Here is a 22,446-nt window from a genome sequence, read left to right on the forward strand (position 1 = left end):
TGCCGATAGTCATTATTTTGATATTCCGCTCGCAAATCGCAAGCATATTTCTATCTTTTTCACAGATCGAAGCTTATGTCAATCAAGACACGGTTTATATGGTGATGGATCTGCTGATTTTCCTTAGTTTTGCGCTATTTTATCTGCTGCCGCTTAACCGCGCGATAAACCTGCTCTCCATAGCGACGCACGATCAATACCCAATGCGTCAAATGGCGAATTACAACGTCTTTATCATCTTGTGCGTCATCTCTACGATCCTGCAGGATAAGAGCCTGGGGTTGGATGAGTTCGAGCAGATTTTCATCTGCGGCGTGATCGGATTTGGACTCATTTCGTTTTATTATAAGTTTAAGGCGTTTGCGTTTATGTTTTTCAAAACCGCAGGCTCGATCCTATTCGCCCCCGCGCTGCTTGTGGAGCTCGCGGCTATTATTTTCATCGGCATCGGCGACCGCTATACTGGCGCGTCGATGAAATTTATGGAGCTAACGGGACTATTTTTTGCGAGCACGGCGTGGAGATACATCATAATTTTTATCGTTATGTCGCCGCTTTATTTCCTTGGATTTTGTATGCTAAGGCGAATTAAAAAATAAATTCTACAAAATTTTGCCGCAGATTTGGCTGCGATGAAATTTTACTACGATAGAATTCCACTCAAAATTTTCATTGCAAAATTTAGCACGAAGATAGAATTTAGCGGGGATTTGAACTTTATCAAAGTAAAATTCTACCGCATTGAAATTTTATCGCAATAAAATTCCGCAATTGTAAGCGCAGATCGCACACCCTAAAGCAATATATGTCTTTTATACGCGTTAATGCACGCTTACAAAAATACACCAATACTGCGAATTTCGATGCAATGTTCTCTTTTATTTGATAAAAGCCATAGTAATTTTATATCGCGTTTGCAAAATCCTACCGCTAAATTCCATCTTTAAATCTCGCGCGCTCAGCACATATCGACGCAGAATTTTATCCACGCAATTCAGCGCAAAGCTTCAAAACTAAATTTTATCTCATATTTTACGGCGAAATTCCAAGACATAGCTCTATCATAATAAAATTTTGCCAAAATAAAACTATAATTGATGCCAAAGTCTAAGCGCGGATTCAAATCAAATTTAAAGCTACAAGCTCCACGCTACACAGCTCTTAAAATTTCACTGCCCAAATTTTGTCGCGTTTAAATTTAGCCGCCCGCGCCGTATTAAAATTCCGCTCGTCGCAGCGGCTAAATTTAACTATCACGTTAAATTCCGCGTCCTCGCCCGCCGAAATTTAATCCCGCGCTATGTTTCGTGCGGCGTAGAATTCCCGCCTAAACTCAGCAAACCGCCCGTGCATGATCGCCTCTCTCATATCCGCGGCAAGGCGCAGGTAATAGTGCAGATTGTGAATGCTTGCGAGGCGATAAAAGCTAAGCTCGTGCGCGCGAAATAGATGATTTAGGTAGCCGCGGCTGAAGCGTTTGCACGTGTAGCAGTCGCAGTGCGGATCGATCGGATCGTGATCGCTGATAAAGCCCGCGTTTTTGATGCTGATCTTGCCGAAGCTTGTAAATAGCGTGCCGTTGCGGGCATTGCGCGTAGGCATCACACAGTCGAACATATCCACGCCGCGAGCGACGTTTTCGACGAGATCCTCGGGCGTGCCGACCCCCATCAAATATCGCGGGCGCGCCGCATCGACGTATGGCATCATGGCCTCTACGGTTTCGTACATCAGCTCGTTTTTCTCACCCACGCTAAGCCCCCCGATCGCAAGCCCGTCGAAGCTCATCTCGCACAGCGCTTCGGCGCAAAATTTGCGCGCCTGCGGGTCGGTGCCGCCTTGGATGATACCGAAGATGTTTTGATGCGCGTGCAGGCCGCGAGATTTCATGGTCTCGTGATAATCTATCGCTTCGCGAGCCCATTTTATCGTGCGCGCAACGCTTAGATCGATCCGCTTTTTAAGCCACGATCTATCATCGAAGCTCAATGCGCCAGGCTCGCGCGGCAGCTCCACTAAATCGTCTAAAATCATCATAATATCGGAGTTTAGCTCATACTGCGTATCCAGCACTGAGCGCGGCGTGAAATAATGCATGCTGCCGTCGATGTGGCTTTTAAATTTTATGCCGCCCTCGTCGTTTTTGGTGTTTGCGCGCAAGCTAAAAGCCTGAAAGCCGCCGCTATCGGTCAAAAATGAGTGAGGAAATTTCGTAAATCCGTGCAGCCCGCCGAACTCCGCCACTACCCGTGAGCCTGGGCGCAGATACATGTGATAGGTGTTAGCGAGGATGATCTGCGCGCCCAGAAGCTGCGCTACGTCCGTCGCATCGAGCGCCTTGACCGCACCCACGGTGCCGACCGGCATAAAAACGGGGGTGCGGATCGTGCTGTGCGCCGTGCGGATCGTGCAGGCGCGCGCCGCGCCGTCTGCGGCGTCTATTTGAAAATCCATCTTGATCCTTTAAATTTAGCTTTTTTGGCTTTTTAGCCTCTTTACGCACATTCGGCGCAAAATTTTAAAAAGCGATTGTAGCGAAATTTAAATTTGCGGCAGGTAAAGGCGAGTAAAAAATTTAAAGGATATTATGAAGCGTTTGCGAATTAAAATTTAAGTAGCAGAGCCACCGCAACTGCGAAATGTAAAATTTACTGGCTTCTTTTATAATTAAAATTTAATCGAACGTTGCGAATTTAGCGAGCGCGGCGGTATTAGATCACGGCGCGCTTAATATTATAAATTTAAAGATGTACCGAGATAAAATTTCACGGACTTATGAAGCAAATTTTATAGCTATAACGCTACCATTAAATTTCTCCGCACCGCATGAGTCGGCAGCGCCCTTTAAATTTGAAACTTCGCTCTTTTCATCGCGCGCGCTAGAAAATCCGCTAAATTTATGACCATTACGGCCGCACAGCTGTTTTTCGCACGGCACGCCGTCGCCGTCGCCATCGGTGTGCTGAGTACCACCTTCCTGAGCCCTGCCACACTCTCGCAGATACCGCGTCGCCTCTTCGCAGCTGCTAAACTGCGAGCAATAGGTCTTGGCGTTGCAATCAAGCCCCAAAGCAAGACTAGCCAATACCGAAAACAATAAAACTAATTTCATCGTCTTTCCTTAAAATTTTGATGGAATTGTATAGATAAATAGATAAATAATTAATAAAATAGTAAATTTAGCCGCAAACGGCGTAAATTTCACCGCTTACGACGTTTTATTCGGCGGCTGCGTCTAAAGAAATTTAGCGGCTTTAGAGTTTATCTTTGCACTTTCAAAAGCCGCGACGCACTATGCCACTAGGCGCTTTTGCGTGCGCGAGGCTTCCTTTTTAGGGGCGTGCTTTTTGCAGGAGCGCTTTTGCCGTTCGATAAATTTTCCAAGGCTAAATTTGCTACGGATCTCTTTCTGCTCCTGCTCTTTGCTTTTCTATTTTGCAAAAACTCGCTGTACGGCGAGCCGTAAAGGCTAGCGTGCCAAATCGCGCTTGCCAGCATCACTGCACCCGAAACTTTATGTAGCTGCGACATGCGCGAGTTCATATTCAGCGCGGTTAAAGCTGTGATGCCCATACTCACTCCGAGCGCCGTTTTAGCCACTTTGCGCTGAAAGTTTAGATCCAAAATTTTATCTTCAATGCTCAAATTTTACCCCTTTGATAGAATTCAGTAGTAGTCCTATCGTCGTGCCGTTATGCAGCAGCGCCGTAGCTACGGGACTTAGCGCGCCAAAAGTCGCCAAAAATAAAATGATCGAATTTATCCCCACGGTGGCGTTGAAATTTCGATTTACGAGCCGCAGCGTGTCGTTGGCCAGTGCCTTTACCTGCGCGACGCCCTCGATATCGTTTTTCAAAAGCCCAATCTGGGCGGAAGCCTTGGCGATCTCGGCGCCATTTAGCATGCTGATGCCGATGTCCGCCTTCATCAGGCTCGGCGCATCGTTTATGCCGTCGCCCACGAAGACTACCTTCCGCCCCTCGGCTTTCAGCTGCTCTAAAATTTCGGTCTTTTGCGTCGGCAACAACTCGCCGTAATAGCGATCTACGCCGAGTTTTTTGGCTACGGCGCGGGCTTTTGAGCTCACGTCGCCGCTTAGCATGACGATCTGTTTAGCGCCCAGCTTACGGAGCCTAGCGATGACGGCGCGAGCGTTTGCGCGCACCTCGTCTCTAAGCCCGATGACGCCCAAAAGTCTGCCATCAAATGCGATGTAAAGCAGCGCGAGCCCCTTTTGCATTGCAAGATCGATGGTCTGCTCATGCGCCGCAAACGAGATCATCTCGTCGTCCTCTAGGAAGTGGCGCGAGCCGATGATGAGCTTTTTGCCCTCGATGCTTGTTTTAACGCCGTGAGCAACGACGAATTCCACCTCGTCGTGGTGTTTGTGGATAAAGCCGTGCTTTTTAGCCGCATCCACGATCGCCTCGGCCACGGGATGAAAGTAATGCTCCTCGGCGCTTGCGGTTAAATTTAAAATATCGTTTTTACTAAAGCGCTCGTCAAACGATATAATCTCGGCGACCTCCAGGTTGCCGTACGTAAGCGTGCCCGTCTTATCGAATACGAAGGTGTCGGCGCTCGCAAGCGACTCAAGAGCCTTGGCGCCTTTGATCAAAATCCCGTTCTTGCCTGCCTTTGAGATGCTCGACTTAAAAGCAACCGGCGTAGGCAGCTTAAGCGCGCACGAGTAGTCCGCCTGCAGCACCGAAGCTACGCTCATAAAATTTCGATTTATCAGATAGGACACGCCCGCAAGCCCGAAGGTTACCGGAACGAGCTTGTCGGCTAAGTGAGTCGTATGCATGCCAATGCTGGAACGCTCGTTAAGAGATGCCGTGATGTAGTGCTTAATGCGCTGCGTGGAGGTGTTTTCGCCGACATTTTCCGCCCAGATACGAATCCTGCCCTCCTCTACGATCGTGCCGCTTAACACGCTATCGCCGCGAGATTTTTTCACTGCGACCGATTCGCCCGTCATATTGGCTTGATTTATCATTGCTTCGCCGCTTACGACGTGTCCGTCCACGGCTATGACATCGCCTGCACCCACGACCACGATGTCGCCTACCTTTAGCTTAGAAGTGGCGATTTTGATCTCGGTTTTTTTGCCGTTTTGATCTATCTCGACCCACGCCTCGGCGATGTCCGGGCGGGCGAGCTCACGGATAAGATCGTCACTTTTATAAACGGTGCTCTCCTCCATGTATTCGCCAAGAGCAAGCATAGCGTTGGTGCTGTTTGCGGCAAATACATCGCCGCGAGCGAGCGAAATCCCCACAGCAGCAGCCTCCAAGCCCTTTGAAGTAAGCCCGTGACGAAAGCTTTCTTTAATGCCCTCTTTTAAGATAGGAAAGCATGCTACGATGCTAAATGCGCGCACTAAAGGCGAAGTGCGAAAGATTAAATTTCCCCCCAACGCAAGAAGCGCTAAGATAAATTCGTTTTTGCTCGGTAAATTTTTATGGCTAGCGGGGATAATTGATTTTAGCTCGCTTAAATTTAAAGCCGCAAGTTGCTTTAGAATTCCCGCCTTATCGGCACCCGCGTCAAGCCTAAGGATCAAAGAGCCGATTTTAGCGTTAAATCTAGCTTCCGTTACGTCTTCAAGCCTCGCAGCAGCTTTTTGCAGTGCACTCGTATCGAGCCCTTTAAAGCCCGCGACCTTTATGCGCAGCCTAGATTTAGTCTCATGTAAAATTTTAAAATTTTGCATCGACTACTCTTGCATCTCTGCCTTGACGTCTTCGAATCGCTCCTTCATCTCTTCAACGCCCATCTGAAACATCTCGGTACCCTTTGCGATAAGCTTAAAAAGCTTTTTTTGCGCGTTTTCGTCAGTTAGAAAATAGGTCGCTGCGGCCCCTAGAACGATGCCTGTGATAAATGAGTTGCTACCGAATAAGCCGTTCGCGTTTTGTCTGCTACCCATGGAATTAAAAATTCCACCGAAAGCGGAGCCCTGAGTAGAATTTACATCGCTTGAGCTTTGAGCAGCGGAATCTTTATTATCCGAGTTATTGCTGGAAGCAGAACTATTAAAAGGTGCGGAATTTACCCGCTCATTTATCCATTTTGCCCAACCGCCGAGCTTATCATCGCCAGCAAAGCCGCCCGCAGAGCCGTTAGAATATTTATTGCCACCAAAATCGTAATCGTCTAGAATTTCTTTCAAATCTTTTTTTGTGATATACGGATTACTCATTGCCTACCTTAAGAATAAAATTTCTACCCGCAATGAGCGCGCCTACACATACTGCGACGCCCGCCGCGGCACGTAGATACTCGCCTTGTACGAGCTTATTTGCACTGTAAATCGCGCCACCGCCGATGATACCGCCGCTTAGCGCAATATCCAGCGCATCTCGAATCGCTTTAGATTTACTTTTGCCTTCTTTGGCTTTAACGAGTTCTACGGCGCAACCGCCGATCGCCCCCGCTATAGCACCGCTTAAAACGTGATCCAGCGGCGAACGCTGTGTCGTAAGTGATCTATTCATTTAGGCCTCTATTTTTCTGATTTATCGTCTGCGGACGTAAATTTAGCAGAAGAATTATCGTCCATTTTTACGATCTGCGGGATATTAAGCGGAGTAGTAGATGCTGCGGATATCTCACCTACCGGTGTTGCGCCAGTTTTAGCGCTTGTGGTGGATTTTTTAGTTCTTTTGAATCCCGGTTTCGGTCCCGGTTTTTTTCTAGTTTTTTTTGCAGTGCTAGTTTCAGTGCTGGCGCTACTTGTCGCAGCTTTTTTACCGCCAGACTTTCTTTTACCTTTTACCGCCTCAGCGACATCGTCTAGGCCTTCTTTGGCTTCCGCAAAAATTTCTTTTGATTTTTTGCTTAATTTTTCCGCTCCGCCTTTGACGCTATTTTTTAGCTCCTCGACGCTTTTACTGCTAACGATTTTATTCGCACCTTCTTTGATTTTATCTCGATTGTTATAAGCGTAAACCGCCGCGCAACCAAGCGCAAAACCTGCTAGAAATGGGATCGGCATTTCATTCTCCTTGTGTTAAGATTATAAAGTCATTTTATCAACTTTACATAGATTTTGATATTATAGCGACTTTTTTAGATTTTTGCAATCCTAATTTAATTTTTATGCAAAATTCCTTTAATTAAATTAGAAAATGCGCTATTTAAGATATTTTGCAAATCGTATTTTTGAAATATCCGCTCTAATTCCTGCGGATCTTTTAAAATTTCATTTAACAAATCAGTTAAATTCAAAGAATTTGAATCAACCTCGCATTTAGAATTTAGTTCCTTTAAAATCGGCAAAATTTCATTATACGAAACCGCCTGCGCCTTATACAGCAGCTCTTTAAATTCCGCGTTCTTGCACGAATTAATTAAGTCGTCATAAAACATCATAGAGCTTTTTTCTATCAAAAGCGCGGAAGCCAAAAACTCATTCATACCTTTTGCAGCCAGCGCCTCACTGCTATTTTCAGGAGGCGTAGCGCCAAGCCCGCAAGAATTTGCAAAATCTAGCATCCGCTCAAGTAATTCGGCTCGTAAAGATAGAATTTCTCCTAACTTTTTATCTTCAAATTTAACTACGCCCAGCGAATAAAACTGTAAAATTTGTGCCTCTTTTTCGAGCAAAAGAGCGATATCTGCAATTTGCGCCTCATTTAAATTCCGAGATTTATTAGAAATTTTGCGCGATTTTTTAGTACTACGCAATACTTCTTCGTTCAAGAAATCGCCTCTATTCCCGTACCGCCCAGGCTGTTACCCCGGCAGCGGCCACGCTAGCTCCGGCGAACTGATGCCGCTTAAAAACTGCTCCCAAAGGTGCATCGGAAAAATATTTTCGTCGTAATGAATCGTCAGCGAGCCGATTAGAGAGTTAAATTTATATTCTTTTATCCCGCGAATTGCAGCTATTTTAGCCTTTAGGCTCTCTTCGCTCACGCTATCTCGCAACTCTCTAATTTTAGGACTTACGCGGATACGAATACGACCTTTGCTGTGGCTGATTTTGCTAAAATATTTATGAAATTCCAAAATATCGTTGTGATTTATTTTCATATTTTTCCTTAAATTTGCGCCCAAATAATATCATAAATCATTTAATTCCTGCTAAATTTTGCGAATTATTTGCGTTTAGGACGAAATATTTTTATCTTATTTTCATCCGCTGTTATGTAATTCCCTCCCATTAGATCAATGCAATACGGCACAGCAGGAAATACCGGCAGGAGGCACTCTTTAATCGCTTTTGGATTGCCCGGTAAGTTTATAATCAGAGATTTTTTGCGGATCGCTGCTATCTGGCGCGATAAAATTGCCGTAGGCACGATCTTTTGGCTCTCTGCGCGCATTAATTCGCCAAAGCCTGGCATTAATTTCTCACTTACCGCTTCGGTCGCTTCAGGCGTTACATCGCGCGGAGCAGGACCCGTGCCACCAGTGGTTAGCACCAAATCACAACCCGCTTCGTCGCAAAGATAAATCAGCTTATCTTTGATCAGCTCCAGCTCATCTGGAACTATTTCATAAAAATACTCTTTCTCACAAGTTAGCCAATCATCCATCACGGCAATTATCTCTTTGCCTCCTAAATCCTCGTAAACGCCACCGCTAGCGCGATCACTTATTGTTAAAACACCTATTTTTACCATTTTCCTCTCCTTATATTGGAATTTTAAAATTTAATCGAAATTTAGCGTGCCGTCTTGCGGCTTTTCTTCAGAGCTTTCCATATCTTTTTCCAGCTTTTGCAAATTTTGCTCTTGCGCGGAGACGCCTTCTTGCTCCACACCATCAGATTCGCAGATTTTTTGAACATCCTCGAAAGTTATGAACTCATAGACGAAAATTTGCTTTGAAATTTGATTTAGCTTATCCTGCATCGTGCGGATTATCTCGCTTACCTCGTCGTAGCAATCTTGCAAAATTTTATTCACGCTCTGCGCGCTAGGGGTGAAGCTATCGCCCATCGCGAGCTCGAAAACCATCTTTTGCGCCAGCGCGATAGCCTGCTTTACGTCGCTAGCGGAATTTGAAAAGGCGTCGTTTTTATGGATCTGTAGCGCCGCCATACCGCTTAAAAGCACTTTGATTTGATTTAAAATTTGCGTTTTGGATTCGATCTCGAAATCCTCGTTTAAAAATTTATCGTTTAAAAGCTCGATCTTTTCGAAATCAAACGAATACCAATACGCGCTAAGCGCCTTTGCGCCCTGATAAAACGCCTGGATCTCCTTTTCGTATTCGGTAAGAATTCTACTTTTTTGCACGCCGTAAAAGACCCTCATCCGCACGTTTTCAAAATCGCTAAGCTCGATCGTATCGCTGCCGCGCTTAAGAGCGTTGATCGCGGCTTCATTTACCAGCGTCGCTACCCCCGCGCCGCTAAAGCCCACGCAGAGGCGACTTACCTTATTGATATTAGCGCTGCATCTTTTGCCTTCTAAATAAATTTTTAAAATTTCGATGCGGTCTTTGTAGTTCGGAAGCCCGATGAAAACGCGCCTATCAAAGCGCCCCGAGCGCAATAACGCATCGTCGATCAAATTTATTTTGTTAGTCGCGCCGATTACCATCACGCCGCTATTTTCCTCAAACCCGTCCATCTCGGTCAGCAGCTGATTTAACGTCGCTTCCCGCTCGTCGTTGCGCCCGACACCGCGCTTGCCGCCGACCGCGTCGATCTCGTCGATAAAAATAATCGCAGGCGCACAGGATTTCGCCTTCGCAAACAGCTCGCGAACCCGCCTAGCGCCGACGCCCACAAAGATCTCGGCGAAGCTTGCGCCGCTTTGGTAAAAAAACGGCACGTCCGCCTCCCCTGCTACGGCTTTTGCGATAAGCGTTTTACCTACGCCGGGTTCGCCGATCATTAAAATTCCTTTCGGCAGCTTGATGCCGAAATTGCGATATTTTGCGGGATTTTTTAAAAAATCCACGATTTCGATTAGCTCGTCCTTAACCTCGCTGATGCCCGCGACATCGCTAAATCTTACGTCGCTAACGCTTGGCGAAAGATCGCCGAGCTCGCCGCCCGAGCTAGCGCTCTGACGCGCGGCGCCGTCCATCCTGCGGCGCCTAGCCAAAACGGTTTCAAAATAATACACGAAGAGAAAAAATACGAATGTAAAAATCACGAGCGTCGCGCCAATACCGCTCGTGCCATCATCCTTTTCTTTGCTGATTAGAGCGTGATTTGATAGCTCCTTAAGATCTACGAGATCGACTAAAATTTTATAGCGTTTGCCGTCATAGGTAAAATTTAAATTGCCGTCCTCGATATGCGCGCGTTTGATCTGATCTGCGCGGACTAGCTCGCTAAATTCGCGCTCGGTGATGTATCGCGAATCGTCTTTAAAATAAACAATCGAGAGCAAAACGATAAGTAGCACTAAAAAAATCAGAATTATATTTAGCTTGCTTTTTTTGATTTTATGCAAAATTTCCATCAAATTTAACCTCATAATCTCTTATCTCCATCCATTTTTTCGACAAATCCTCATCGCTTTTGATCCAAATTTTATCATAAAATTGATCATATCCTTCATAAAACTCTCCGTTTTTCCGCTCGATCAGCACATTTAGCGGCACCTTGTGCGAAAGACGAAATTTATAATTATTCAGCGCCGTTATGTTTTGCAGCATCTTTAGCCGCGCCTTCGCCGTTTTGCCGTCTATGCGGTCTTTTAGCGACGCCGAAGCGGTCCCTTGCCGCGGCGAAAAGATAAAGGCGTGCAGATGCGTGAGCGGAAATTTTTTGAAATTTTCCACCGCTTCGAGCCAAATTTCTTCGCTCTCGCCCGGGTGCGCGACGATAAAGTCCGTCCCCAGCGCAAATCCGCGCTCTGCAAGCTCGCAAAAAAGCTCCAAATCTCTTAGCGCGGAATTTCGGCGGCGCATTATGCTAAGCATCTTTTGCGAAGTGTGCTGAAGCGCGATGTGCAGATGCCGCTCCAGCCACGGCTCGGATAAAATTTCGCGAAAGCTTGCATCTATCTGCGAGGGCTCGATACTGCCTAGGCGGATACGGCAAATTCCGCGGATCGCGCCCAGTTTTTGAAGCAGCGCGCCGAGACTTGTGCCTGAGGCTCTGCCGTAGCTTCCGATATTGGTGCCGGTTAGCACGATCTCGCTAAAGCCGTTTGCGGCAAGGCTCGCCGCCTCTTTTAAGATCGCATCTTCGGAGCTACTTCGCGAGCGGCCGCGCACCGAGGGGATTATGCAGTAGCTGCAGTTAAAATCGCACCCCTCCTGAATTTTAATAAAGGCCTTAGTGTGATCCTCGTAGTCGCTTACCAGATTCTTTTCGACGCCGTCAAGACCTCCGATATCGTAAAATTTCGACTCCGAGCCCAAAAATTCGTCGATCTTTTCCTTTTGCGACATCCCGAATACGCCAAAGACCGCGCCGTTTTTATACAGCTCCTCGCCGCGCGAAACCGCGCCGCAGCCGGTTAGCAATATCTTTTTGCCGAGGCGGTTCATCTTATTTACGTAGTTTCGCACGTCTGCGTCGGCACCATTCGTAACGGTGCAGGAGTTTATCACGACGATGTCCGCGCCCTGCTCGTCGTGCGTGATCTCGCCCGATTTGAGGTTGCTTTTGATAAGCTGCGTGTCGTAGATATTTGTGCGGCATCCAAACGTTTTAAAATAAATTTTCAAATTTCGCTCCCGGATCCGCTTCCTGTGGCAAAGCCCGCGCCCTGCGCCGCTGCGTTTAAATTTTGTGAGCCTTGTTGCTCCGAGCCGAGATCTTGCGCCATGAAATTTCCGCCCGCCGCCATATAGTTTTTACCGTTAAAAAGCGTGTATGCGGGATAGGCGATCTTGATATCGGACTCGCTTCTTAGCGCATCTAAAATTTCAGCCGAGATGTTGCTGCGAAGCCCGAGCGTCGCGTAAGAGTTCGTCATATACCAAACCGAAATTTCAATGCCGTATGGCTCAAAAAAGCTGAAAATTCTAGGCTCGACGTTTGGATTTTTGATACTGTATTGCGAGCGAAGCTTGCCCATCTGCTTTTTGGCGATGTCGGTGTAGCCCTTAGAATACTTCCGCACGATGTTTTTTACGAGATACATCGCCTTTTTATGGTTGCTATCAAATGTTAAAAGTATGCTAATGCCGTCCCAGACGGTCTTAAGTCCGCTGTGGGTGTAGTTTGAGATAAGATCGGTAAAAATATAATTGTTCGGTATGAAAATTACCCTGCCCGCGCGTTTATTTTCTCTCCACGTAGTCATAGTAACGTCCTCGAAAATCGTCATCCTAAGCACCGAAATATCGATGATATCGCCTACGTAGGTCTCGCCGTTTTTATGCACTCTAATACGATCGCCCACGCGAAAGCTGCCACCAAGCACGATCGTAAGCCAGCCTAAGGAGCTCATAAACATATCTTTCATCGCAATCGCAAGACCTGCCGAGGCAAAGCCCAAAACCGTCACGAAGTGCGTCATATTCTCGATGTAAGAAAAGAGCAGTATCAGCGCAATCAGCGTGAAATTTAAAACGTTGATAGCTTTATTTACGATATAAAAATTCTCGTCGTTTTTGATATATTTTTTCGCCACTACCTTGCAGAAAAACGACAGTGCGATGACTACGAGTATCCATATGGCGATGTTTCCCGCGCGCTTGATTTGAGCTTTTATATCCGCAGTCTGCACGGCGATTTGGGAGTTGATCTTTTTTTCGTAAACGTCGTATGTAGTCTGCGCGATCTCGTACGCGGAGCTAAACTCGCTAAGCTCGTAATCTAAGCTTTTAAGCTCCGCCGCAGCGCTTGCGTCCGTATCAATCTGCATCAAACGCTCATATAGCGCCCTTTTTGCTTCAAGTTTATCGATTAAAGCTTTAATATTTTCGATGGCGTTTTTCTGCTCCATCTTTTGAGCTTGCAAATTTCTAATCGTAGAAAAACCGGAAATTATCGAAAAAGGATTTGTAATGCGCGCAGGCTCTGGAGTTTCGGGCATCGCGATGATATCTAAAAACGGAGATTTTTCATACTCTTTTAGCAGTATGAGCTGCTCTTTTACGGCGCGGAGTCTTTTCTGAATCTCTGCGATCTTATCGGTGCCGGCGCTCTTTTTTAGCTCCGCTTCGAGCTGGCTGGATTGCTTTTGTAAATTTTGATAGCCGATGAAATTTGAAAAGCGAGAGACCCAGATATTATTTTTGATCTCATCGTCAATAACACGGATCTGATCTTTTAGCGACGCGGATAGCTTAGAATTTTCATCTTTCTTCTCACTAGCGGCGGAGCTAGCGTTGGATTCTAAGCGCGTATGCGCGGCGGAGAGCGTAGAATTTGCCTCGCAAAATGCAAGATTAAAAATCAAAAAAATAGCCGCAAGCGCTCTCATTCAAACTCTTTCAGCACTGCGATTACTTCATCTTTTGCGATCTCTTTGGAAGCGTAGAATTTGCCAATGCCGTCGGGCAGGATAAATTTTATCTTGCCGTTTTCGCTCTTTTTATCGAGAAAAAACAGCTCGTAAAATGCGTCCGCGTCCGCTACGTGGAATTTTATCGGAAGCGCGAATTTTTGAAGCACTTTACGGATCTGCTCCTCCTGTTCGCCGCTTAGTTTACCGAGGCGACGTGCTAGCGCGTTTGCCATCACCATACCGATCGCCACTGCCTCGCCGTGCAAAAATTTTTTATAATCAGTAATTTTTTCTATAGCGTGAGCAAAGGTGTGTCCGTAGTTTAACACTGCACGCACGCCGCTTTCGCGCTCGTCTCGCTCTACGACGCCCGCTTTAATCTCCACACAGCGAGCGATTACGTGCGAAATTTCATCGGCGCTTTTTAGATCGTGCGTCTCGAAAAATTTAAATAGTTCGACATCAAAGCATACAGCCATCTTTACCGCCTCCGCAACGCCCGCCGCAAACTCTCGCGCAGGAAGCGTCGATAAAAATTTGCTCTCGCAATAAACCGCGCGCGGCTGATAAAATGAGCCGATTAAATTTTTGCCGAAACGATTATTTACGCCAGTCTTACCGCCGACGCTCGCGTCCACTTGCGCTAGCAAGGTCGTAGGAACATTGATAAAATCGATGCCGCGCTCATAAATGCTCGCGCAAAAGCCCGTTATATCGCTAATAACACCGCCACCAAGAGCGATGAGCGTGCTTTTGCGATCAAGCTTGGAGCTAAAAAGATGCTCTAAAATTTGCTCCACGCTTGCGGTATTTTTATACTCTTCGCCGTCCGGGATCGTGATGATAAATTTTTGCTCGCAATCTAGCCGCTGCAGTAAGAAATCAAGCCACAGCCCGCCTACTTTGGGGTTTGTCACGATAGCGACCTTGCCTTTGAGTTTGATCTCTTGCAATTCGTCGATAAAAACGCTGTATTTTTTGTCTAAATTAAGATCGATTTTCATACGCTACCTTTGATTTTTGGGTAATTGTAACATAAATTTCGATTACTTTTCATACCCGTAATCGCTCGGAACGAAAATTTGATGATTTTTGCCTAGCTTGAAATACATCCGGTCTAAATCCTGATTGAAAATCGATGTGAGCTTGCGCGCCAAAATTCTATCATTAAATGGCACGAACTGCAGCAGATCTCGCTCGCTACCTAGCGCTAAAATCGGATTTTGCCGCTCGCAAGGAATCACGAATAAACTCTGCTTAAAAAGCTTCGATAAGCTCACGTAGCTTTGCGCAAACTCGCCTTTTTCGCTCTCGCCGAAAAGATACAAATACACGTCTAGCCCTAGCTGCGAGCTGATGTCAAAGACGATACTTGATTCTTCGCGAAGCCGCTCGCCGGCACTTAGCACGACACTTTTACGCACATCTTTTAGCTCGCCCTCTCCAAGGCTTAACACCGGAATTTCAAGCGCTTTAAGCGCTGCTTTTTTTGCCTCGAAAACTCCGCTTGAGCAAACTACCAAGCCTGCTTTATTTTCGCTCACGTCGCGCTTTAAATTTAATTCGCCCGAGTAATCGATGAGAATTTCAAATTTATCCCGCTCACACAGCGCTTTAAGCTCGCTAAAAGCGTCGTTTAACAGCGGATTTAAAATTCGCAGATAAATTTTATGATTTCTAATATGCAAATCCAAAAACTCAAGCGCCCTAACCGTCCTAGCTATCTCGTCACCGCTCATTTTTTTCATATCGATTAGCGCGAAAATATTTAGCCCAAACGGCGATGGAAATTGTCCGCTTTGCTTTTTTACTTCAGCAAACACCGCTCGCAGCGCACTAGGCTCACCAACGACTAAAATCGTATCATTCGGATATATCCGCGAGCCGGGTGTCGTTACGATGTAATTGTTGTGACGATAGATCATCGGAATTTGATATTTGGCATTAGAAAGCGTGCTGATTTTTTTATACGCAAACGAGCTTCCTACGGGCACTTTTACCTCCATTATCTCTCCGCGTCCAAGCCCGATATTATCAGCAAAAACGGGGCTATCGGGCAAGAAGCCAATGAAACGCGAGGAATTTAGCGCGAGGGTATTTACGATTTTTACGTGAGCTTCATTTTTATTTTCGCGCAAAAGTCCCCAAAAATCAGCCACATAAAGCTCTAAATCCGGAGCGAGCGTCTTTAAATTTTCAAGCGTTACTTTAGTGTCAAATTCATCCTCCATTATCACTATGCAGCGGTCAAATTCCTCTTCTGCTAGCACCACGCGCAACCGCTCAATGCTCGTAGGATCAAAAATTTCTACCGAAAAATTTGACTCGTTTTCAAGCTCTGAGGGCACGGCATCCGTATTTTTAGCTATGACGCGATATGATCTGATGACATCTTTGATTTTACAAACTTTGGATAAAAAATGGCGCGCAAACTTTCCGCTTGCGATGATTAAAACTTGTTTCATTGCTCTCCGTTTCGTGGTTTTGCAAAGATTATAACCAAAAACGGCTAAATTTTAAACCGCGCGCGGATAAATTTTGCGGGCGAGCTTAGGCGCAGCGACTTAAAAATTTAAAGATCAAAATTTTAAAATCAAGGTTTAAAATTTCAAAATCCGAGGCTTAAATTTTAAAATGAATTAAAACAAGCCTCGTTAAAATTAGTCTTGCTGCCTGGAGCGATAAAATTTCATAAATTTAAAAGCGACGCCATAACCATTCGCGCCGCTTAAGCAAAAATTTTAAACTCGCTAGATTTTAAAATTTTACCTCCGCAGAGAGCATGAAGCTTCTGCTCTCTCCAAGCGTTACGCCGTTTGCCGAGCCTAGCACGCTAGTTACGTTAAGACCGCCCGCACCGTCGGCGCTCGCAGGATACATTCCCGCCCAGTATTTTTTGTTAAATACGTTATTTACGTTGAAACGTAGCGTGGTCTTATCGCCTAAAAGATGCTCGCTCGTATATCTAATGCCGATATCAGTAACGAAAAAGCTAGGCGTGTGCTGAGTGTTTAGATCGTCCAGATACATCTTGCCAGTGTAGTGAAAATTTGTACTGATCGCAAGCTTATCGGTGCCCGGGATCACGTAATCAAGCATTAAATTTGCATTGATTTTAGGGATGCCGTTTGCGACCTTGCGATTAGCACCCGCGATACTTACGTTATGCATCTTAGGATCGATGTAGGTAAAGCCTCCTAGCACGCTTAAATTTTGCGTAATTCGTCCGCCGCTCATAAACTCAAATCCACGGTTGCGCTGCTCGCCGTTTATGCCATAAAGCCCCGTAGAGCTATTTAAGTAGGCGATCGGACGACGTATATCGAAATACGCCACGCTAAAATCGATCATATCGGCTACGCGAATTTTAGCGCCGATCTCGTGCTGCTTGGAGCGATACGGCGACGTAGATGCGACCTCGCCGTTATGCGGGCCACTCTTATAAACATAGGTAGAGCCCTGCTGCAAGCTATCTGCGTAGGTGTAGTAGATGCTGGCATCCTCTACCGGATGAAAGATCAAGCTGCCCGCCCAGCTATAGCCCGAATCGCTGTAGGCTTTAACAAGTCTTTGCTGGCGATTATTGTAGGATTCCTGCCTCATCCACGCCTTAGATGCGCTTAGCATCACGTCAAATTTATCGTTTATCGTGATATCATCTAGCACCGAGACGTTATACATATCCAAAACAGCGTAGTGATACAGACCGCTTCCGCGTCTAGCACCGGTGTAATTTAGAATTTTAGGATCGTAGATATTGCCTATAGTAGGTGAGGTGTAGTTGGTGCTTGCGATCTTATATCTATCCTGCGTCCAGTGATAGCCGTTGGTCTGCACGCTGAAATCATGCTCGATATCGCCCGTATTAAACTGAGTATTGGCCTTGAGATAACCGCTCGGCAGGTCGAATCTATATGCCGCCGTAGCACCGCCGCTATGTTGAGTATAATAATCGCCCGGCTTCGTCCACTTCGCATTTGGGTTACTTAAACATATAGCAGGCTTTCTATTATTCGGCAAAGCAGCGTAATTAGCGCAATCAAACCCTTCAGGAAGCAAATAGTTTACGACGCTGTGAATGTCGCGATCGGTGCGCTGAAACTGAAAGCCGCCCTCTAAATACCATTTATCGGTAGGCGTAAATTTAAATTTAGCGCTTGCGGTAGTGGTTTTTAGATGCATTCCTCCAAAGCTCTGTCCTAATCCACGCTCTGAGGAATCCACCGCCCTTGGAAGCGTAATTCCGTCCGTAATCTTGCCGTCTTTAACGCCGAGGGCAAACTGCCCCGCAAAACCCTTGGTATTGTGCTCATAATAGCTAGCCGCGGTTTCAAAAATAAGATCGCCCGTAGGATAAAATTCCATCGTGACGCTGGCTAGGCGGCGCTGCAAATTTGAGCCCTTCGGTTGTCTGTCGCCGTTTGATCCGTAAAACACCGCGCGGTAGCCGAATTTTTCAAATTTATCGGATAGATCAAGTCCAAGACCTAGATTGCTTCGCGACATATAATCGCTCCAGATGATGTATTGATCTTTTACGGGGCGCTTGCGCGTGTAGCTGAAAATCCCGACCGGATTTTGCGCGCCGTAGAGAGAGCCTGCGACGCCGTTTTGCACCTGAAAGCTCTCAAACATCGCCATCGGAATCGCCGTCGTCGAAATCGTATAAAAGCCGTCCCAGAAGCTGTTGCCTACGACGCTACCCTCAAAACCGCGCGTCTGCGGACGTCCGACCGTGGCGCCGCCGCGCATCTGAATCTGCGCGGACGGGAAGTATTTGACCGCCTCCTCGTAGCCGGTGACACCTTGGTGATTTATGATTTCCTTGCTGATCGTGTTGATCTGATAGGGAAGATCAAGTGCGCGCTTGCCGGCAAGCATGCCTTGCTGCACGTTTTTGCTCAAAAAGCCCTCGTCGATGCCGCTCTCGCTGATATTATCGCCGACGGAATTTACCTCGATTACGCCCATATTCTGCGATTTTTCAGGCGCAGAATTACTGCCGCTTTGCACTGCAGCCAAACTGCTGCATAGTAAGCACATACATGCCGCTAATGAAATTTTAAATTTCATCGTTTTCCTTCGTTCCATTATTTTCCCTTCGTTATGGATATATTTAATATTATTTTTTTAGCATATTAGAAAAATTTTCCTAAATTTAGACTAAATTCGAGATATAAATTTATATATTTGTAGTCGTATTTTTGCAGTTTAAAATTTCATAGACAATATACTGCGATACAAAAGAAAAATTGCGCAAATTTATATAAAATTCTAAATTAAAGTAATTACAAATTAAAATTACCTACCTTTATATTATAAAAGCCTTGAATCTAATATTCTTGGCTTTTTTAGTTTTAAATGAAAATAAAAATTAAATAATGAGAGGATGATTTGAAAATGAAAACTTTTGAAGGAAAATTTGATGGAAGAAATGCAAAAATAGGAATTGTAGCTGGGAGATTTAATGAATTTATTACTTCAAAATTAGTTGGAGGCGCTTTAGATGTATTAAAAAGAAATGATGTTTCTGAAGAAAATATTGATATTGCCTGGGTTCCAGGGGCATTTGAAATACCTTTAATTACAAAAAAATTGGCAAAGACAGGAAAATATGATGCAATAATTGCTCTAGGAGCTGTAATAAAAGGTTCAACACCACATTTTGACTATGTTTGTGCAGAAGTTTCAAAAGGAGTGGCTCAAATTTCGTTGCAAACTGACTTGCCTGTAATTTTTGGAGTTTTAACTACAAATAACATTGAAGAAGCTATTGAAAGAGCAGGGACAAAGGCAGGAAACAAAGGGTCAGATGCGGCATTTTCTGCAATTGAAATGATTAATTTAATTAAAGAAATTGAAAAGTAAAAAACGTTAGATTATCAAACACATCTAATAATTTTATTTATAAAAAGGAAAATTAAAATTATGTCTACAAATAAAAATAATGAAATTGATAAAAAATATATGCAAATAGCAATTGAACTAGCAAAAAAAGGAGCTGGGACGGTAAATCCTAATCCGATGGTCGGAGCGGTTGTTGTTCAAGATGAAAAAGTTATTGGAACTGGCTATCATAAATATTTTGGAGGACCTCACGCTGAAGTTTACGCTTTGGAAGAAGCTGCTCAAAATTCAAACGTTTTGTCGAATGCCACGATTTATGTCACATTGGAACCGTGTTCGCATTACGGGAAAACACCGCCTTGTGCTGAAAAAATTGTGAAAATGGGACTAAAAAGATGTGTTATTGGCTCATCTGACCCAAATCCGAAAGTGGCTGGAAAAGGTGTGCAGATATTGAGAAATGCTGGGATTGAAGTGCGTGAAAATGTTTTGAAAAGTGAATGCGATAAAATTAATCAAGTGTTTTTTAAATACATTATGACAAAAATTCCGTATTTGTTTTTAAAATGTGCAATAACTTTAGATGGGAAAATCGCTACAAAGACAGGAAATTCCAAATGGATTACAAATGAAATTGCTCGTGAAAAAGTTCAGTTTTATCGAAATAAATTTATGGGAATTATGGTTGGAATAAACACGGTTTTAGCTGACAATCCAAGTCTTACTGCAAGAGTTGAAAATGGTATAAATCCATATAGAATCATTATTGACCCACATTTTAAAACTGGAAAGAATCACAATATTATTAAAGAAAATAGCGATGAAAAGACAATAATTGTCACATCAAAAAATAATAAAAATTCTGAAAAGCAGCTGGATTTTTCTGAAAACAGCAAAGTTAAATTTGTATTTTTAAATGGCACAAAATTTAGCTTTAAAGAAATTCTTCGTAAAATTGGAGAAATTGGAATTGATTCAATTTTGCTGGAAGGTGGACAATCACTTATTTCACAGGCATTTGAAGAAAATGTAATTGACGCTGGAGAAATTTTTATTGCCAATAAAATTTTGGGCGATGAAAAAGGAAAGACTTTTATTGCGGGATTTGATAGGGAAAAAATGGATGAAGCTATGATTTTGGAAAATGTGAAATATAATATTTATGGCAAAAATGTTGGAATGGAATTTTTGCAAAAAAATTATAATTAATTTGAATAAAAAATTAAAAATCAGGAGAAAGTTATGTTTACTGGTTTAGTTGAAGAAACTGGAAAAGTTATTAATCTTGCGAAAAAAAATGCAAGTATTGAAATTACAATAAGAGGAAAAAAGGTTGTAGAAAAGGCACAAATTGGGGATAGTATCGCTGTAAACGGAGTTTGCTTGACTGTTACCAAATTAAAGGAAAGTGACTTTACGGCAGATGTGATGTTTGAAACTATTGAGAGAAGTGGCTTGAAACGAGCTAAAGCGGGGGATATTGTCAATCTTGAAAAGTCGCTTACGCTTGCAACTTTTTTAGGTGGACATCTTGTTATGGGAGATGTTGACTGCGAGGCTAAAATTTTGTCAATTACGGATAAGGGAATTGCGAAAGTTTATGAATTTCAGCTGGATGAAAATTATAGAAATAATATGAAATATATCGTTGAAAAAGGGCGTGTAACCATTGACGGGGCAAGTCTTACAGTAATTGATGTCAATGATGAAGATGGAATTTTCTCTGTTTCACTTATTCCGCACACGATTGAAAATATTACGATTGGAATGAAGAAAACTGGGGATTTTGTGAATATTGAAACAGATTTATTTGGAAAATATGTGGAAAAAATATTGAAATTTGATAATTTTGATAATTTAAAAAATAAAGAAAAAAAATCAAAATTGACAATGGAATTTTTACAAAAAAATGGATTTTAATAAAAAAAGGAAAAAAAGAAAGAAGTGATTTAAATGGCAGAAAATAAAGCAAAATTTGATACTGTCGAAGCTGCGATTGAAGACTTGAAAAAAGGTATTCCAGTTGTGGTTGTTGACGATGAAGATAGGGAAAATGAAGGGGATTTGATAATTCCTGCTGATACAGTAACTTATGAAACATTGAACTTTATAATTAATGAAGCACGAGGACTTATGTGTGTGCCAATGTCTAGGAAAAGAGCTGAAGAGCTTGAATTAAATCTAATGGTTCAGCATAATACCGACTATTTTGGAACTGCCTTTACAATTTCAGTCGATTCATTAGAAGGTACAACTACTGGAATTTCTACAGGTGACAGATTAAATACAATAAAAGATTTGGCAAATCCATCTAAAACTGTAAAGGATTTTAGAAAGCCAGGACATTTATTTCCGTTAATTGCACGTGAAGGAGGTGTACTTGAAAGAAAAGGGCATACTGAAGCGGCTGTTGATCTGGCAAGACTTGCAGGATTTTCTGAAGTGGCTGTAATTATGGAAATTTTAAAGAAAAACGGAGAAATGGCTCGTCGAAATGACTTGTTTGAATTTTGTCAAAAACATAGTTTAAAATTAATTACAATTGATGATTTGATTGTTTATATAAAAAAAAACGAAAAACTAGTTAAAAATGAAGCAACTGTTGATATTCCAACACAATTTGGAAATTTTACTTTTGCAGGTTATAGCGATAAAATCGAACATAAGGAATATATCGCAGTTATGAAGGGCGAAATAAAAAATAAAGAGAATATCACAGCCAGACTTCACTCTGAATGCCTGACAGGCGATGTCTTCGGTTCAAAACGATGTGATTGCCAAGAACAGCTTCATAGAGCTTTACATGAACTGGAAGAAAGCGGAGAAGGGCTTCTGATTTATTTACGTCAGGAAGGGCGTGGAATTGGAATTCTGAATAAACTAAAGGCTTACAAACTTCAGGACGAAGGCTATGATACTGTGGAAGCTAATCATAAATTGGGATTTTCTGACGATTTAAGGGATTATGCCGTAGCAGCACAGATTATAAAGGATCTAGGAATAAAATCAATTATTTTAAAAACCAACAATCCAAAGAAAATCGAAGGATTGGAAAAATATGGAATTAGAATTGCTGGACGCAAGGAAATTGAAATTGCTGCCAACGATGTAGATAAAAATTATTTAAAGGTAAAAAAGGAAAAAATGGGACATTTGTTAAAACAGGATTTATAAAAATTTTAAATTTATATTATCCAAAAAGAACCTTTAACTTTAAAATCAA

At 43.6% G+C, this 22,446-nt stretch carries 22 protein-coding genes; 6 read left to right on the forward strand and 16 right to left on the reverse strand.

What is annotated here, in order from left to right:
• Together Q0372_RS07140 and Q0372_RS07145 are read left to right on the forward strand one after the other, a co-directional pair.
• A partial coding sequence (locus tag Q0372_RS07140; protein ID WP_298104329.1) for a hypothetical protein occupies nt 1–599 on the forward strand: 599 nt, incomplete at its 5' end.
• Between the two features lie 33 nt (nt 600–632).
• Nucleotides 633–761: a hypothetical protein gene (locus Q0372_RS07145; protein WP_295097989.1), complete on the forward strand. Its 129-nt coding sequence runs from the start codon at nt 633–635 to the stop codon at nt 759–761.
• 526 nt (nt 762–1,287) lie between these two features.
• Here Q0372_RS07145 and tgt read toward each other — a convergent pair.
• The 16 genes from tgt to Q0372_RS07225 all read right to left on the reverse strand — a co-directional run bounded on the left by tgt (nt 1,288) and on the right by Q0372_RS07225 (nt 18,449).
• On the reverse strand, nt 1,288–2,454 hold the full coding sequence (tgt, locus tag Q0372_RS07150) for a tRNA guanosine(34) transglycosylase Tgt (protein ID WP_298104332.1): 1,167 nt from the start codon (nt 2,452–2,454) through the stop codon (nt 1,288–1,290).
• A 319-nt stretch (nt 2,455–2,773) separates the two neighbouring features.
• Nucleotides 2,774–3,112, reverse strand: a complete 339-nt coding sequence (locus Q0372_RS07155) for an excalibur calcium-binding domain-containing protein (RefSeq protein WP_177386691.1) — start codon at nt 3,110–3,112, stop codon at nt 2,774–2,776.
• 188 nt (nt 3,113–3,300) lie between these two features.
• Nucleotides 3,301–3,645, reverse strand: coding sequence for a hypothetical protein (locus Q0372_RS07160; protein ID WP_177386690.1), 345 nt, complete (start codon nt 3,643–3,645; stop codon nt 3,301–3,303).
• Nucleotides 3,635–5,716, reverse strand: a complete 2,082-nt coding sequence (locus Q0372_RS07165) for a heavy metal translocating P-type ATPase (protein WP_298104335.1) — start codon at nt 5,714–5,716, stop codon at nt 3,635–3,637. Before Q0372_RS07165 ends, Q0372_RS07160 begins: the two co-directional genes overlap by 11 nt.
• 3 nt (nt 5,717–5,719) lie before the next feature.
• A complete protein-coding gene (locus Q0372_RS07170; RefSeq protein ID WP_298104337.1) occupies nt 5,720–6,205 on the reverse strand; it encodes a hypothetical protein in 486 nt (161 codons plus the stop codon).
• Complete coding sequence (locus Q0372_RS07175) at nt 6,198–6,500, reverse strand: Cys/Met metabolism pyridoxal-phosphate-dependent enzyme (RefSeq protein ID WP_177386687.1); 303 nt, start codon at nt 6,498–6,500, stop codon at nt 6,198–6,200. The genes Q0372_RS07170 and Q0372_RS07175 overlap by 8 nt, the downstream gene beginning before the upstream one ends.
• A gap of 8 nt (nt 6,501–6,508) precedes the next feature.
• Complete coding sequence (locus Q0372_RS07180) at nt 6,509–7,000, reverse strand: hypothetical protein (protein ID WP_298104340.1); 492 nt, start codon at nt 6,998–7,000, stop codon at nt 6,509–6,511.
• Nucleotides 7,001–7,095: 95 nt separating this feature from the next.
• The gene (locus Q0372_RS07185) at nt 7,096–7,707 is read right to left on the reverse strand and encodes a hypothetical protein (protein ID WP_298104343.1); all 612 of its coding nucleotides are present in this window, start codon (nt 7,705–7,707) and stop codon (nt 7,096–7,098) included.
• 33 nt (nt 7,708–7,740) lie between these two features.
• Complete coding sequence (locus Q0372_RS07190; RefSeq protein ID WP_298104346.1) at nt 7,741–8,040, reverse strand: HMA2 domain-containing protein; 300 nt, start codon at nt 8,038–8,040, stop codon at nt 7,741–7,743.
• A 65-nt stretch (nt 8,041–8,105) separates the two neighbouring features.
• The gene (mog, locus tag Q0372_RS07195) at nt 8,106–8,633 is read right to left on the reverse strand and encodes a molybdopterin adenylyltransferase (protein WP_297894536.1); all 528 of its coding nucleotides are present in this window, start codon (nt 8,631–8,633) and stop codon (nt 8,106–8,108) included.
• A 30-nt stretch (nt 8,634–8,663) separates the two neighbouring features.
• Entirely contained in the window at nt 8,664–10,445 is a 1,782-nt protein-coding gene (locus tag Q0372_RS07200; protein ID WP_298104348.1) for an AAA family ATPase, read from the reverse strand.
• On the reverse strand, nt 10,414–11,646 hold the full coding sequence (gene mtaB, locus Q0372_RS07205) for a tRNA (N(6)-L-threonylcarbamoyladenosine(37)-C(2))-methylthiotransferase MtaB (RefSeq protein ID WP_298104351.1): 1,233 nt from the start codon (nt 11,644–11,646) through the stop codon (nt 10,414–10,416). The genes Q0372_RS07200 and mtaB overlap by 32 nt, the downstream gene beginning before the upstream one ends.
• Nucleotides 11,643–13,352: a mechanosensitive ion channel family protein gene (locus tag Q0372_RS07210; RefSeq protein WP_298104355.1), complete on the reverse strand. Its 1,710-nt coding sequence runs from the start codon at nt 13,350–13,352 to the stop codon at nt 11,643–11,645. Before Q0372_RS07210 ends, mtaB begins: the two co-directional genes overlap by 4 nt.
• Nucleotides 13,349–14,380 carry a 3-dehydroquinate synthase gene (gene aroB / locus Q0372_RS07215; RefSeq protein ID WP_298104357.1) on the reverse strand — a complete coding sequence of 344 codons (1,032 nt, stop codon included), beginning with the start codon at nt 14,378–14,380 and terminating at the stop codon, nt 13,349–13,351. Before aroB ends, Q0372_RS07210 begins: the two co-directional genes overlap by 4 nt.
• A gap of 42 nt (nt 14,381–14,422) precedes the next feature.
• Nucleotides 14,423–15,841, reverse strand: coding sequence for a TrkA C-terminal domain-containing protein (locus tag Q0372_RS07220; RefSeq protein WP_298104360.1), 1,419 nt, complete (start codon nt 15,839–15,841; stop codon nt 14,423–14,425).
• Between the two features lie 292 nt (nt 15,842–16,133).
• Nucleotides 16,134–18,449, reverse strand: a complete 2,316-nt coding sequence (locus Q0372_RS07225; RefSeq protein ID WP_298104373.1) for a TonB-dependent receptor — start codon at nt 18,447–18,449, stop codon at nt 16,134–16,136.
• A 327-nt stretch (nt 18,450–18,776) separates the two neighbouring features.
• Here Q0372_RS07225 and ribE point away from each other — a divergent pair, with 327 nt between their 5' ends.
• From ribE to Q0372_RS07245, 4 genes are read left to right on the forward strand one after another with little or no spacing between them, the layout of a single operon-like run.
• Nucleotides 18,777–19,244, forward strand: coding sequence for a 6,7-dimethyl-8-ribityllumazine synthase (gene ribE / locus Q0372_RS07230; RefSeq protein WP_018498593.1), 468 nt, complete (start codon nt 18,777–18,779; stop codon nt 19,242–19,244).
• A gap of 60 nt (nt 19,245–19,304) precedes the next feature.
• On the forward strand, nt 19,305–20,432 hold the full coding sequence (ribD, locus tag Q0372_RS07235; RefSeq protein WP_298104365.1) for a bifunctional diaminohydroxyphosphoribosylaminopyrimidine deaminase/5-amino-6-(5-phosphoribosylamino)uracil reductase RibD: 1,128 nt from the start codon (nt 19,305–19,307) through the stop codon (nt 20,430–20,432).
• Nucleotides 20,433–20,465: 33 nt separating this feature from the next.
• On the forward strand, nt 20,466–21,143 hold the full coding sequence (locus Q0372_RS07240) for a riboflavin synthase (RefSeq protein WP_146960166.1): 678 nt from the start codon (nt 20,466–20,468) through the stop codon (nt 21,141–21,143).
• Between the two features lie 33 nt (nt 21,144–21,176).
• Nucleotides 21,177–22,397, forward strand: a complete 1,221-nt coding sequence (locus Q0372_RS07245; protein ID WP_298104370.1) for a bifunctional 3,4-dihydroxy-2-butanone-4-phosphate synthase/GTP cyclohydrolase II — start codon at nt 21,177–21,179, stop codon at nt 22,395–22,397.
• The last annotated feature ends 49 nt before the right edge of the window (nt 22,398–22,446 follow it).

Source organism: uncultured Campylobacter sp. (genome assembly GCF_937997405.1).
Lineage (GTDB): Bacteria > Campylobacterota > Campylobacteria > Campylobacterales > Campylobacteraceae > Campylobacter_B.

Excerpts from the sequence above, each read along its gene's own strand:
- Q0372_RS07145 (WP_295097989.1), top strand. The coding sequence starts at position 633 with ATGAAATTTTACTACGATAGAATTCCACTCAAAATTTTCATTGCAAAA.
- tgt (WP_298104332.1), bottom strand. The coding sequence starts at position 2,454 with ATGGATTTTCAAATAGACGCCGCAGACGGCGCGGCGCGCGCCTGCACG.
- Q0372_RS07155 (WP_177386691.1), bottom strand. The coding sequence starts at position 3,112 with ATGAAATTAGTTTTATTGTTTTCGGTATTGGCTAGTCTTGCTTTGGGG.
- Q0372_RS07165 (WP_298104335.1), bottom strand. The coding sequence starts at position 5,716 with ATGCAAAATTTTAAAATTTTACATGAGACTAAATCTAGGCTGCGCATA.
- Q0372_RS07170 (WP_298104337.1), bottom strand. The coding sequence starts at position 6,205 with ATGAGTAATCCGTATATCACAAAAAAAGATTTGAAAGAAATTCTAGAC.
- Q0372_RS07175 (WP_177386687.1), bottom strand. The coding sequence starts at position 6,500 with ATGAATAGATCACTTACGACACAGCGTTCGCCGCTGGATCACGTTTTA.
- Q0372_RS07180 (WP_298104340.1), bottom strand. The coding sequence starts at position 7,000 with ATGCCGATCCCATTTCTAGCAGGTTTTGCGCTTGGTTGCGCGGCGGTT.
- Q0372_RS07190 (WP_298104346.1), bottom strand. The coding sequence starts at position 8,040 with ATGAAAATAAATCACAACGATATTTTGGAATTTCATAAATATTTTAGC.
- mog (WP_297894536.1), bottom strand. The coding sequence starts at position 8,633 with ATGGTAAAAATAGGTGTTTTAACAATAAGTGATCGCGCTAGCGGTGGC.
- Q0372_RS07200 (WP_298104348.1), bottom strand. The coding sequence starts at position 10,445 with ATGAGGTTAAATTTGATGGAAATTTTGCATAAAATCAAAAAAAGCAAG.
- Q0372_RS07210 (WP_298104355.1), bottom strand. The coding sequence starts at position 13,352 with ATGAGAGCGCTTGCGGCTATTTTTTTGATTTTTAATCTTGCATTTTGC.
- aroB (WP_298104357.1), bottom strand. The coding sequence starts at position 14,380 with ATGAAAATCGATCTTAATTTAGACAAAAAATACAGCGTTTTTATCGAC.
- Q0372_RS07220 (WP_298104360.1), bottom strand. The coding sequence starts at position 15,841 with ATGAAACAAGTTTTAATCATCGCAAGCGGAAAGTTTGCGCGCCATTTT.
- Q0372_RS07225 (WP_298104373.1), bottom strand. The coding sequence starts at position 18,449 with ATGAAATTTAAAATTTCATTAGCGGCATGTATGTGCTTACTATGCAGC.
- ribE (WP_018498593.1), top strand. The coding sequence starts at position 18,777 with ATGAAAACTTTTGAAGGAAAATTTGATGGAAGAAATGCAAAAATAGGA.
- ribD (WP_298104365.1), top strand. The coding sequence starts at position 19,305 with ATGTCTACAAATAAAAATAATGAAATTGATAAAAAATATATGCAAATA.
- Q0372_RS07240 (WP_146960166.1), top strand. The coding sequence starts at position 20,466 with ATGTTTACTGGTTTAGTTGAAGAAACTGGAAAAGTTATTAATCTTGCG.
- Q0372_RS07245 (WP_298104370.1), top strand. The coding sequence starts at position 21,177 with ATGGCAGAAAATAAAGCAAAATTTGATACTGTCGAAGCTGCGATTGAA.